Annotated in this window: 11 protein-coding genes; 7 read left to right on the forward strand and 4 right to left on the reverse strand. The window is 34.6% G+C overall.

All coding sequences use genetic code 11. The annotated features are described in order from the left end of the window. Nucleotides 1-117: 117 nt before the first annotated feature. A complete protein-coding gene (locus C8C85_RS01730) occupies nucleotides 118-1188 on the reverse strand; it encodes an IS110 family transposase (RefSeq protein ID WP_116795533.1) in 1071 nt (356 codons plus the stop codon). A 188-nt stretch (nucleotides 1189-1376) separates the two neighbouring features. Between C8C85_RS01730 and C8C85_RS01735 the strand changes: the two genes are divergently transcribed. Further along, on the forward strand, nucleotides 1377-2057 hold the full coding sequence (locus tag C8C85_RS01735) for a hypothetical protein (RefSeq protein ID WP_133243370.1): 681 nt from the start codon (nucleotides 1377-1379) through the stop codon (nucleotides 2055-2057). Nucleotides 2058-2470: 413 nt separating this feature from the next. Here C8C85_RS01735 and C8C85_RS01740 read toward each other — a convergent pair whose 3' ends face one another. Further along, nucleotides 2471-3541 carry an IS110 family transposase gene (locus C8C85_RS01740; protein ID WP_116795533.1) on the reverse strand — a complete coding sequence of 357 codons (1071 nt, stop codon included), beginning with the start codon at nucleotides 3539-3541 and terminating at the stop codon, nucleotides 2471-2473. A 208-nt stretch (nucleotides 3542-3749) separates the two neighbouring features. On the opposite strand from C8C85_RS01740, the gene C8C85_RS01745 reads away from it, so the two are divergent. Then, nucleotides 3750-4472: a hypothetical protein gene (locus C8C85_RS01745; RefSeq protein ID WP_116795535.1), complete on the forward strand. Its 723-nt coding sequence runs from the start codon at nucleotides 3750-3752 to the stop codon at nucleotides 4470-4472. Nucleotides 4473-4885: 413 nt separating this feature from the next. Here the strand turns inward: C8C85_RS01745 and C8C85_RS01750 are convergent, their stop codons facing one another. Next, nucleotides 4886-5956 carry an IS110 family transposase gene (locus C8C85_RS01750; RefSeq protein WP_116795533.1) on the reverse strand — a complete coding sequence of 357 codons (1071 nt, stop codon included), beginning with the start codon at nucleotides 5954-5956 and terminating at the stop codon, nucleotides 4886-4888. 183 nt (nucleotides 5957-6139) lie between these two features. Between C8C85_RS01750 and C8C85_RS01755 the strand changes: the two genes are divergently transcribed. Both C8C85_RS01755 and C8C85_RS01760 read left to right on the forward strand, forming a co-directional pair. Next, nucleotides 6140-6838, forward strand: a complete 699-nt coding sequence (locus C8C85_RS01755; RefSeq protein ID WP_116795536.1) for a hypothetical protein — start codon at nucleotides 6140-6142, stop codon at nucleotides 6836-6838. Nucleotides 6839-7009: 171 nt separating this feature from the next. Further along, nucleotides 7010-7510: a hypothetical protein gene (locus tag C8C85_RS01760; protein ID WP_116795537.1), complete on the forward strand. Its 501-nt coding sequence runs from the start codon at nucleotides 7010-7012 to the stop codon at nucleotides 7508-7510. A 1377-nt stretch (nucleotides 7511-8887) separates the two neighbouring features. Here the strand turns inward: C8C85_RS01760 and C8C85_RS01770 are convergent. After that, complete coding sequence (locus C8C85_RS01770) at nucleotides 8888-9958, reverse strand: IS110 family transposase (RefSeq protein ID WP_116795533.1); 1071 nt, start codon at nucleotides 9956-9958, stop codon at nucleotides 8888-8890. Nucleotides 9959-10166: 208 nt separating this feature from the next. On the opposite strand from C8C85_RS01770, the gene C8C85_RS01775 reads away from it, so the two are divergent. From C8C85_RS01775 to C8C85_RS01785, 3 genes are all read left to right on the forward strand, one after another. Continuing rightward, nucleotides 10167-10370, forward strand: a complete 204-nt coding sequence (locus C8C85_RS01775) for a hypothetical protein (RefSeq protein WP_116795539.1) — start codon at nucleotides 10167-10169, stop codon at nucleotides 10368-10370. After that, nucleotides 10345-10725 carry a hypothetical protein gene (locus C8C85_RS01780; RefSeq protein WP_116795540.1) on the forward strand — a complete coding sequence of 127 codons (381 nt, stop codon included), beginning with the start codon at nucleotides 10345-10347 and terminating at the stop codon, nucleotides 10723-10725. The genes C8C85_RS01775 and C8C85_RS01780 overlap by 26 nt, the downstream gene beginning before the upstream one ends. A 205-nt stretch (nucleotides 10726-10930) precedes the next feature. Further along, nucleotides 10931-11932 (forward strand): IS30 family transposase, encoded by a 1002-nt coding sequence (locus C8C85_RS01785; protein ID WP_116795541.1) that lies wholly within the window; start codon nucleotides 10931-10933, stop codon nucleotides 11930-11932. Nucleotides 11933-12325 lie beyond the last annotated feature (393 nt).

The raw sequence follows: 12325 nt of genomic DNA on the forward strand, positions 1-12325 counted from the left end.
GATTGTAAGAATAAAAAATAGCTGCCTGCTACAAAATGTGGCTTCGTTTTATAGAACCACCTTAGCTGTTTTGCAGTCTATCTTCTGTTATAATTGAGCTTTTTAAGAAGGTTGTTTTTATTTTTCTAACACTAAATTTCTATTGATTTGATAGGGTGTTTCCGTTTTAATGACCGAGAGTATTCTTCGTGCCATTTTATGGGCTATTTTAATGATGATACTCTTTACGTTCTTGCCTTGATGTTTGCGGTAATAGTTTTGCATTTCGGTATCTTTTCTAATGGCAACCCAGGCGGCTTCCACTAAATAACTCCGTAATTGTGAACGGCTTCTGGGAGTTATTCCCAAACACTTTTCCGAACCGCCGCTATTATAAATCCCAGGAACCAATCCGATGTAAGAGCTGAATTGTCCCTCGTTATTGAATCGGCGCAAATCACCACACTCGGCCAGAATCACGCTTGCCAGATAACCCCCAATTCCTGGAATGCTCTTCAAGAGATTATAATCTTTCTTATGGGTCTTTCGGCAATGAGCACGCATTTGATTCGCAATTTCCAAATACTCTGACTTGATAAATTTATACATCCGTATTTTGCCCTGCAAAGCCAATTCTCCACAAGTATTGCTGAATTTTATATTTTCTAGCCAGACAATAAAATCTTTGCTCCAATTTGAATTATCAAACTCTTGAGGTATTGTTATGCCATGAAAGAGCAACATACTTTTAATATGCAATTTGCTTTGTCGGAGTTTCTTGGTGACTTGGGTTCTATGACGGGCCAAAGTCGTAAACTGTTCGTGTTCTTCAGTAGGAATATAAACTCCCCGCAGAACACCCGCCTTTAATTGATTGGACAGATTTCTCGAATCTAAGGCGTCTGTTTTTTGATATCGTTCCTTGTCTCCTGTCTTGACATCGGATGGATTGACAACCAAAACACTCCAACCTAAGTTTAAAAAATAGCGGGCGGCGCAAAACCCGCAACAGCCTGCTTCATAAACTAAATCCACTTCGTAATCAGGAAATGTTTGCTCCACATATTGAAATAAATCCTCGGCAACGGAAGGCATCGAGTACGTTCTGTGAAAGAACAAATCAGTTTGAATGGAAACTGTCCAGCTTTTTTTGTGAATATCTAAACCAATGAATATCTTTGGTTTTATTAAGGCATCTTGTAATTGCATAATCTTTGTTTTTAGTAATTCTAAGTTATGCTTTTACATAGATGCTACAACGGATTTGGGCATTGGGCTTAATGGAAAGATGGTTTTGTATTTGGAATGATTTGGCAAATCCGAAAATAGGGCTTAATTTAGTCCCAAACCCGCTGTAGTGCCAAGACGTTATGGGCAAACATCACAAAAATATGGAAATGAAAGAAATAGATTCAATTCAAAAAATTAAAAACAGTTTCTCTGATAGCAAAGATACACTAATTGCTCAATTCAAGACTTGGGATCCTATCAAAGATGCCAGAATTACAGTATTCTCTAAGTGTATAAATGTGTGCAACAGTACCCAATTATCTTTTACTTTTATGCATTTTCACTTAATCAACTTAGATTGGTGGAAAGAAATTGCAAAAAGTGAAATCCCAGCAAATGACGCTCAGATTTATGCAAACGAATATGCAATGTTCACTAAAATAGGTTTCATCCAATTTACCTTTTCATCTATTGAAAGTGCCTTCAGAATATACGTTAAATCGTTGGATCCTAACGCATGCAATAACGGGACAGCAGAATTTAAGAGTATTTATTCATGGCTTCTAAAAAGAGTCAATTTGCAAAACCACGAAAACTTACTTGACTTATTTCGACTAATTCGCAATACTATCCATAATAATGGAGTATATTTTCATAAAAGTGGCATAAGCGAAAGCATAACCTATAAGGCTAAAGTTTACAACTTTAATATTGGCCAACCAGTAGATTTTGTAACGTGGGATTTTATTTTTGAAGTAATGGAAGAAGTCGAAGAGTTAATCGTTAATGTCATAAAAACACAGGAGATTAGTTCGGTTATAGAAATTATCGACCCCTTTGCAAAATAATGTCTGCCCATAACAGCCACTCCTATGTAAAGCATCGTAAAGTTATTCACAACTTTTGAGAGGGTTATATGTCGGTTATTTTTCGAGTATAGAATTCCATACCAGCGGCTTGTTGAAAAAGTTGGAAACAACTTTTTGTCCGCCGAAGGCTTGGACTGAAAAAGTTATTCTAACTTTTTCAATAATGCCAGGAATTCATGTCTCTTTTATTTCATAGTCTTTCTTTTTAAAATTCTTAAGGCTCACACTCCTATATGTGGTTCTCGTTTTCAGAACGAGACCACCAGCATCTGTATGATTGTAAGAATAAAAAATAGCTGCCTGCTACAAAATGTGGCTTCGTTTTATAGAACCACCTTAGCTGTTTTGCAGTCTATCTTCTGTTATAATTGAGCTTTTTAAGAAGGTTGTTTTTATTTTTCTAACACTAAATTTCTATTGATTTGATAGGGTGTTTCCGTTTTAATGACCGAGAGTATTCTTCGTGCCATTTTATGGGCTATTTTAATGATGATACTCTTTACGTTCTTGCCTTGATGTTTGCGGTAATAGTTTTGCATTTCGGTATCTTTTCTAATGGCAACCCAGGCGGCTTCCACTAAATAACTCCGTAATTGTGAACGGCTTCTGGGAGTTATTCCCAAACACTTTTCCGAACCGCCGCTATTATAAATCCCAGGAACCAATCCGATGTAAGAGCTGAATTGTCCCTCGTTATTGAATCGGCGCAAATCACCACACTCGGCCAGAATCACGCTTGCCAGATAACCCCCAATTCCTGGAATGCTCTTCAAGAGATTATAATCTTTCTTATGGGTCTTTCGGCAATGAGCACGCATTTGATTCGCAATTTCCAAATACTCTGACTTGATAAATTTATACATCCGTATTTTGCCCTGCAAAGCCAATTCTCCACAAGTATTGCTGAATTTTATATTTTCTAGCCAGACAATAAAATCTTTGCTCCAATTTGAATTATCAAACTCTTGAGGTATTGTTATGCCATGAAAGAGCAACATACTTTTAATATGCAATTTGCTTTGTCGGAGTTTCTTGGTGACTTGGGTTCTATGACGGGCCAAAGTCGTAAACTGTTCGTGTTCTTCAGTAGGAATATAAACTCCCCGCAGAACACCCGCCTTTAATTGATTGGACAGATTTCTCGAATCTAAGGCGTCTGTTTTTTGATATCGTTCCTTGTCTCCTGTCTTGACATCGGATGGATTGACAACCAAAACACTCCAACCTAAGTTTAAAAAATAGCGGGCGGCGCAAAACCCGCAACAGCCTGCTTCATAAACTAAATCCACTTCGTAATCAGGAAATGTTTGCTCCACATATTGAAATAAATCCTCGGCAACGGAAGGCATCGAGTACGTTCTGTGAAAGAACAAATCAGTTTGAATGGAAACTGTCCAGCTTTTTTTGTGAATATCTAAACCAATGAATATCTTTGGTTTTATTAAGGCATCTTGTAATTGCATAATCTTTGTTTTTAGTAATTCTAAGTTATGCTTTTACATAGATGCTACAACGGATTTGGGCATTTGGCTTAATGGGAAGTTGGTTTTGTATTTGGGATGATTTGGCAAATCCGAAAATAGGGCTTAATTTAGTCCCAAACCCGCTGTAGTGCCAGAACGTTAGCGATAATTTCACCGCAAAACAGAAACTTTAACTAAAACAGAAACCTTGTTCAATTTATTCAAAAGAAAAAAGAAAAGCGGTTGCCCAAATTGTTACGAACAAAATACCATTAGTTTTGGAACTGACTATTTGGAAAACAAGATTGATTCCCATATCCAATTAACAGATGAAATAGGTGGAATAAAAATCTACAAATGTCAAAAATGCAAGACTCAATTCTACATCAATGGGAATATGTACGAAAAAATTTTTGACGATCAAATCGAACTTCTAAAAAAATGGAGCGAAATAAATCTAATTTGCCCTGAAAGCTTAAAAAAAGAAATCGAAAAAATTGGTTTAACAAATGATTGTAATTTAAGCAGGATTGCTCCTTGTAAAATTGAATTGAATAACGGAGAAAAATTTGAATTTGCAACAATTAAATTGTCAAACAAACCACCTTTGGGTCATTATTACAAGACTTTTAAGAATATTTTTTTCATAGACGAAGTGAAAAATATTTCTGAAAGTGATTTTGGAATTTCGTTAGAAATAAGAAATAAAGCTGAAAAAGCTGAAGAAAAAAGAATGGGTTTTTATCCAACAATTTTGAAAAATAAAGAAGGAAAAAAAATTGTACTTAATGGAATTTCATTGTTTTTTAATTCCGAAGAAATTAAAGGTTCAGAATTGAAACTCGCAAACGAGGAATGGAATCATAAAGAAAAGTATATTTACGACACAAAAGACAAAGCGGAAAAAACGATTGTAATTGCGAAAAAATAGAAACTATCGCTAACAGCCACTCCTATGTAAAGCATCGTAAAGTTATTCACAACTTTTGAGAGGGTTATATGTCGGTTATTTTTCGAGTATAGAATTCCATACCAGCGGCTTGTTGAAAAAGTTGGAAACAACTTTTTGTCCGCCGAAGGCTTGGACTGAAAAAGTTATTCTAACTTTTTCAATAATGCCAGGAATTCATGTCTCTTTTATTTCATAGTCTTTCTTTTTAAAATTCTTAAGGCTCACACTCCTATATGTGGTTCTCGTTTTCAGAACGAGACCACCAGCATCTGTATGATTGTAAGAATAAAAAATAGCTGCCTGCTACAAAATGTGGCTTCGTTTTATAGAACCACCTTAGCTGTTTTGCAGTCTATCTTCTGTTATAATTGAGCTTTTTAAGAAGGTTGTTTTTATTTTTCTAACACTAAATTTCTATTGATTTGATAGGGTGTTTCCGTTTTAATGACCGAGAGTATTCTTCGTGCCATTTTATGGGCTATTTTAATGATGATACTCTTTACGTTCTTGCCTTGATGTTTGCGGTAATAGTTTTGCATTTCGGTATCTTTTCTAATGGCAACCCAGGCGGCTTCCACTAAATAACTCCGTAATTGTGAACGGCTTCTGGGAGTTATTCCCAAACACTTTTCCGAACCGCCGCTATTATAAATCCCAGGAACCAATCCGATGTAAGAGCTGAATTGTCCCTCGTTATTGAATCGGCGCAAATCACCACACTCGGCCAGAATCACGCTTGCCAGATAACCCCCAATTCCTGGAATGCTCTTCAAGAGATTATAATCTTTCTTATGGGTCTTTCGGCAATGAGCACGCATTTGATTCGCAATTTCCAAATACTCTGACTTGATAAATTTATACATCCGTATTTTGCCCTGCAAAGCCAATTCTCCACAAGTATTGCTGAATTTTATATTTTCTAGCCAGACAATAAAATCTTTGCTCCAATTTGAATTATCAAACTCTTGAGGTATTGTTATGCCATGAAAGAGCAACATACTTTTAATATGCAATTTGCTTTGTCGGAGTTTCTTGGTGACTTGGGTTCTATGACGGGCCAAAGTCGTAAACTGTTCGTGTTCTTCAGTAGGAATATAAACTCCCCGCAGAACACCCGCCTTTAATTGATTGGACAGATTTCTCGAATCTAAGGCGTCTGTTTTTTGATATCGTTCCTTGTCTCCTGTCTTGACATCGGATGGATTGACAACCAAAACACTCCAACCTAAGTTTAAAAAATAGCGGGCGGCGCAAAACCCGCAACAGCCTGCTTCATAAACTAAATCCACTTCGTAATCAGGAAATGTTTGCTCCACATATTGAAATAAATCCTCGGCAACGGAAGGCATCGAGTACGTTCTGTGAAAGAACAAATCAGTTTGAATGGAAACTGTCCAGCTTTTTTTGTGAATATCTAAACCAATGAATATCTTTGGTTTTATTAAGGCATCTTGTAATTGCATAATCTTTGTTTTTAGTAATTCTAAGTTATGCTTTTACATAGATGCTACAACGGATTTGGGCATTGGGCTTAATGGAAAGATGGTTTTGTATTTGGGATGATTTGGCAAATCCGAAGAATGGGCTTAATTTAGTCCCAAACCCGCTGTAGTGCCAGAACGTTAGCGGTTATATTAGAAAAAAAAATGAGAAAAAAGACCTTTATATTATTACTATTTTCAATTCTAATTTCTTGTGCAAAAAAGAAATCAGAAGTCATAAATTTTTCTAATAAAAAAAGTCCAATAACTAAAAATATAAGTCTAAAACAAACACCTATAATTGAGGAACCGAAAAAATTAGAAATCGAACCTTATGATTTTGATACAATACTAAAAAATGATTTTCATTTATCTTATCGAGTTTATAAAGACACAATTGAAAATGAAACTTTACAAAGTTTAACTTTGGTAAAAGGGAAAAAAGATATAAGACAAATTAGTGAAACAAGTTTTCCAATGTTGCATAAAAACTTGGGCTATATTGGCGCTGATTTTGGAGAAACTTTTCTATTTGTTCAATCATTTGGTTCTGGAAATCCTCACGAAATACAACTTATTGAAAAGGAAAATGGAAAAGTAATAACTACTGGTGTTTTAGTTGACCAAAATGAAATTGAAAAAGTGTTACTTTATATAAAAAACGAACATAAGAAAAACGAAAAATTAATTTTGCTTGACATCAAAAATAATAAAGAAAAAATAATAACCGATTTTGATAATTTAGAATGTACTCACACTGGTAGATTAAGAAACTGTATCGTAATTGACACTGTGACGAAGAATGAAATTATTATAAAAACTGATTCGGAAGAAGACAATCTGACAAGAAAATACAACCGCTAACACACGCTACAAGCAATTTGGGTATTTGGCTTAATTTAAATATGGTTTTGTATTTGGAAGATTTGGCAAATCCGAAGATAAGGCTTAATTTAATCCCAAACTGCTTGTAGCGCGAGAACGTTAGCGGTAATTTTGCCACCGAAAGGAGAATTCGATAAATTAAAACAACATATGAAATTCAAATTATTATCAATCCTCTTACTTGTAATTTTTATAAGTTGTAAAAATGACAAACCAAAAATTAACAAAAACTCAAAATTTGTAAAAACTTGGTTTGACACCGTTAGAATGACGCCATTTACTTCCGAATTAACAATTAATGAAAATAATACTTTTGACTATAGTGGTGGTGCTTGTACTTCAAGCTTTGAATCTAAAGGCATCTGGAAAATTGAAAAAAATATATTAATCCTAAATAGTCTTAAAACAAAAAAATGTATTTGGAAAAATAATTTTGGATTGCTATGCTCAAAAGAAGATTTTGATAAAATAATCAATGACAATAAAACTATAAAAAACTGTAATCCCAATAGTGAGAAAAGTTATATTATTTTTAATAACGAAAAATTTCATCTTAGAAACGATACTTTAATCCATATTGAAGTAAACAAAAATTGTCCAAAACTAAAAATAGCTTTTTCGAGTAAAAAAAAGATTCGAAAAAATATATAATTTAAAAGTGGCTAACGTATTTTAGGACATAACAGAAATCGAACTAGAACTGGAATTATTTTTTAAATTATATATAACAATGAGTAGAAGCTTAAAATCACTATTTGTAATTTCTGACATCCCTGATTGGTTTTTAATCATATGTATTTTAATATCATTACCAATTTTGGCTTGTCCAATTGTTTTTTATTTTTCAATATTTATGTTTGATTCTCCAAAATCAGGCGGACTTGAATTTCTATACTTTCTGCTAATTAATTCCTATTCATTTGTTTTAATCGCAAATGCTCTTTTAAGTTTTCATTTTTACAGAAAATCAAAAATAATTGGAACATTAATTCTTTTAATTCCTCTAGCTTTATACATACTGTTAGGGAAATACTTTATGAATATATAAAAAACTACCGCTAACACACGCTACAAGCAATTTGGGTTTTAGGCTTAATTTGAAGTTGGTTTTGTATTTGGAAGATTTGGCAAATCCGAATAATGGGCTTAATTTAGTCCCAAACTGCTTGTAGCGCGGGAACGTTAGCGGTCAGTTGACGAGAAACGAGGAGAAAACCAGATTTAAAGATTTGGCTTTTTAAATGCAGAAACTGAAAAAGCAAGCGTGAAAATTGGGTCGGAATTGGCGAAATTCGATTTTTTTGATGTTTAAGATTGGAAAGCTGAAAACCGAAATTTAAATATTGAATCTGACAATTGAAACTTGAAAATCTGAGTTTTTAATTGGAACTTGAAAAGCAGAAACGTGAATATTGGAATGTAAATATTCGAGGTTTTAAGCGGGAAAACTTAAATTCTCGGGTTTTCTAATTGAAGCGAAACAAATGTTTTGATTGTGAAATTGAAACGAAAAAAGGGAATGAAATTTAGCCGAGATTTGGGCAAGAATTGGGTTTTAAACCTGCCAAGATAAGGCTAAGAATCGATTAATAATTAGGCATATCGGTAAGCAACAACCGAACCGCTAACAGCCACTCCTATGTAAAGCATCGTAAAGTTATTCACAACTTTTGAGAGGGTTATATGTCGGTTATTTTTCGAGTATAGAATTCCATACCAGCGGCTTGTTGAAAAAGTTGGAAACAACTTTTTGTCCGCCGAAGGCTTGGACTGAAAAAGTTATTCTAACTTTTTCAATAATGCCAGGAATTCATGTCTCTTTTATTTCATAGTCTTTCTTTTTAAAATTCTTAAGGCTCACACTCCTATATGTGGTTCTCGTTTTCAGAACGAGACCACCAGCATCTGTATGATTGTAAGAATAAAAAATAGCTGCCTGCTACAAAATGTGGCTTCGTTTTATAGAACCACCTTAGCTGTTTTGCAGTCTATCTTCTGTTATAATTGAGCTTTTTAAGAAGGTTGTTTTTATTTTTCTAACACTAAATTTCTATTGATTTGATAGGGTGTTTCCGTTTTAATGACCGAGAGTATTCTTCGTGCCATTTTATGGGCTATTTTAATGATGATACTCTTTACGTTCTTGCCTTGATGTTTGCGGTAATAGTTTTGCATTTCGGTATCTTTTCTAATGGCAACCCAGGCGGCTTCCACTAAATAACTCCGTAATTGTGAACGGCTTCTGGGAGTTATTCCCAAACACTTTTCCGAACCGCCGCTATTATAAATCCCAGGAACCAATCCGATGTAAGAGCTGAATTGTCCCTCGTTATTGAATCGGCGCAAATCACCACACTCGGCCAGAATCACGCTTGCCAGATAACCCCCAATTCCTGGAATGCTCTTCAAGAGATTATAATCTTTCTTATGGGTCTTTCGGCAATGAGCACGCATTTGATTCGCAATTTCCAAATACTCTGACTTGATAAATTTATACATCCGTATTTTGCCCTGCAAAGCCAATTCTCCACAAGTATTGCTGAATTTTATATTTTCTAGCCAGACAATAAAATCTTTGCTCCAATTTGAATTATCAAACTCTTGAGGTATTGTTATGCCATGAAAGAGCAACATACTTTTAATATGCAATTTGCTTTGTCGGAGTTTCTTGGTGACTTGGGTTCTATGACGGGCCAAAGTCGTAAACTGTTCGTGTTCTTCAGTAGGAATATAAACTCCCCGCAGAACACCCGCCTTTAATTGATTGGACAGATTTCTCGAATCTAAGGCGTCTGTTTTTTGATATCGTTCCTTGTCTCCTGTCTTGACATCGGATGGATTGACAACCAAAACACTCCAACCTAAGTTTAAAAAATAGCGGGCGGCGCAAAACCCGCAACAGCCTGCTTCATAAACTAAATCCACTTCGTAATCAGGAAATGTTTGCTCCACATATTGAAATAAATCCTCGGCAACGGAAGGCATCGAGTACGTTCTGTGAAAGAACAAATCAGTTTGAATGGAAACTGTCCAGCTTTTTTTGTGAATATCTAAACCAATGAATATCTTTGGTTTTATTAAGGCATCTTGTAATTGCATAATCTTTGTTTTTAGTAATTCTAAGTTATGCTTTTACATAGATGCTACAACGGATTTGGGCATTGGGCTTAATGGAAAGTTAGTTTTGTATTTGGGATGATTTGGCAAATCCGAAAATAGGGCTTAATTTAGTCCCAAACCCGCTGTAGTGCCAGAACGTTGGCAGTCATTTGAACTTTGCTGATAAATTGAACTAAATTAGAACGATATGAAAAGAATTTTAATTATTTTATTGGTGCCATTGATTTTTTTGAACTGTTCTAAAGATGACGAATCAAATAAAATTCCTAAAGTCAATATTCCTATTGGAACTATAACTGCGGAAATAGACGGAATTCAAACGACTTTTGATATACAACCGAAAGCGGTAATTGATACTATTTTTTTTGAGTTTTGGTCAAGAAGCTGTTAAACTATCTATATCAGCCAAAAAATCTAATGATATAAATTCTGAAAATATTTTAATATGGTTTTTTGTTACACCAGTCAGAGAAATTGACAAGGGCAAATATCCAGATTTAAATAAACAAATTTATCACTATTTGGAGTTTAATAATATATGGAGAAATGATTTATATAACTATGGTTCAAACCGATATGTTGACAAATTTTACTCGTCCGAATCAACAATTATTGAAATTGATTCGCTTGTAAAAGGTGTGTTCAGCGGAAATGTTGGAATTGGAGCTGGTGCAGAAGGAAATGAACAACCTCCATTATATCATAAAATTCGTAATGGACAATTCAATCTCGTACTTGAAAAATAAAAACGACTGCCAACACACGCTACAAGCAATTTGGGTATTAGGCTTAATTTGAAGTTGGTTTTGTATTTGGAATATTTGGCAAATCCGAATAATGGGCTTAATTTAGTCCCAAACTGCTTGTAGCGCGGGGACGTTAGGGTGTATAGCTGGGCAGACTCAAGAATCTAACGCAATTTTTAAGACAAAAATGACTTAAAATTGTGTTATGAAAACAGCTTACAAAAGACTCAATCGGAACCATAGAATTGAGATTGAAAAACTAATCGCTTTAGGCAAAAACAAAAAGCAAATTGCCACTACTCTATCGGTGCATCCAAGTACCATTTCTAGAGAATTAAAACGTGTCGAAAAAGGGGATTATAACAACCTAAAAGCAGAACTAAATTACGTCCATAATCTACTCGATAGAAGACTCGGGAAAACCAAAATTGACAGTAATCCAAAACTTAAAAATTTTGTATATTCACATCTCAAATTACACTGGTCTCCCAAACAAATTTCCAATGCCTTAAAACAGTTTTATCCGTTCGATCCAACAATGCAAATTTCACACGAAAGCATCTATTATCACATCTATGTTCAACCTAAAAAAGAGGTTGAAAAGTTACTTATTTCCCAACTTAGACAAAAGCGAAATTACAGAGGAAATACCCGTCGTGGGGCTGACAAAAGAAGTACAATTAAAGACCCAATTCGCATAGACGAAAGACCAGATGAAGTCCTTACAAGAGAAGTGCCTGGACACTGGGAAGGCGACTTAATACTGGGGAAGAATAGAGAATCAGCCATTGGAACTCTTGTGGAAAGAACAACTCGTTTTTTAATAATGGTGCCCCTAAAAAAGAAAGATGCAACATCTGTTAGAAAAGCATTTGAAAAAGCATTTTCTAACATTCCAAAACACTTAAAATTATCCCTGACATATGACAACGGAACCGAAATGGCACAACACAAATTATTTACCAAAAATTCCAAAGTAAAAGTCTATTTTGCACATCCATATTCGCCATGGGAAAGACCCACAAATGAAAATACAAACGGGCTGATCAGAGACTATTTCCCTAAAGGAACTGACTTCAAATTACTATCAAAAAAAGACATAATGGAAGTGCAAAATCAACTCAACGAAAGACCTAGAAAAACACTCGAATATGAATCGCCTTTAAACACCATTAGTCGATTGTATATGAACCAAAATTTCATTTAATTATTAGGTAAATTCAAAATAAATCGTAGCTTTATTTTTTGAATTTAGAAAGCCTAAGCACAATCAAAATTGGCTTTCTGAATTTGAAAAACAAGGCAAAACTCTAAAGCAAAAAATTGCGATAGAAACTTGAAACCGCCCTGTTGACGATCAACAGTCGATTTTAATCAGAAACTTTAGTTCGGAAAATACATAACGAAGCAGAAACCGAGCTGACCGAAATCTGAACTCAAATCTGAACCGAAATTCGAACCGAAATTCGAACCGAAATCTGAAACTTAATTGTTGCGGACAAAGAAACGTGAACTGCTTTATGGAAAACCGAAAGCGGAATTTTTTTGTCGATTTTCTTTGATGTTTAACTGAAGTTTGTAGTTCAAAAACGGAAACTAT

The organism is Flavobacterium sp. 103 (genome assembly GCF_003096795.1).
Taxonomy (GTDB): domain Bacteria; phylum Bacteroidota; class Bacteroidia; order Flavobacteriales; family Flavobacteriaceae; genus Flavobacterium.

Excerpts from the sequence above, each read along its gene's own strand:
- C8C85_RS01730 (WP_116795533.1), bottom strand. The coding sequence starts at position 1,188 with ATGCAATTACAAGATGCCTTAATAAAACCAAAGATATTCATTGGTTTA.
- C8C85_RS01735 (WP_133243370.1), top strand. The coding sequence starts at position 1,377 with ATGAAAGAAATAGATTCAATTCAAAAAATTAAAAACAGTTTCTCTGAT.
- C8C85_RS01740 (WP_116795533.1), bottom strand. The coding sequence starts at position 3,541 with ATGCAATTACAAGATGCCTTAATAAAACCAAAGATATTCATTGGTTTA.
- C8C85_RS01750 (WP_116795533.1), bottom strand. The coding sequence starts at position 5,956 with ATGCAATTACAAGATGCCTTAATAAAACCAAAGATATTCATTGGTTTA.
- C8C85_RS01755 (WP_116795536.1), top strand. The coding sequence starts at position 6,140 with ATGAGAAAAAAGACCTTTATATTATTACTATTTTCAATTCTAATTTCT.
- C8C85_RS01760 (WP_116795537.1), top strand. The coding sequence starts at position 7,010 with ATGAAATTCAAATTATTATCAATCCTCTTACTTGTAATTTTTATAAGT.
- C8C85_RS01770 (WP_116795533.1), bottom strand. The coding sequence starts at position 9,958 with ATGCAATTACAAGATGCCTTAATAAAACCAAAGATATTCATTGGTTTA.
- C8C85_RS01775 (WP_116795539.1), top strand. The coding sequence starts at position 10,167 with ATGAAAAGAATTTTAATTATTTTATTGGTGCCATTGATTTTTTTGAAC.
- C8C85_RS01785 (WP_116795541.1), top strand. The coding sequence starts at position 10,931 with ATGAAAACAGCTTACAAAAGACTCAATCGGAACCATAGAATTGAGATT.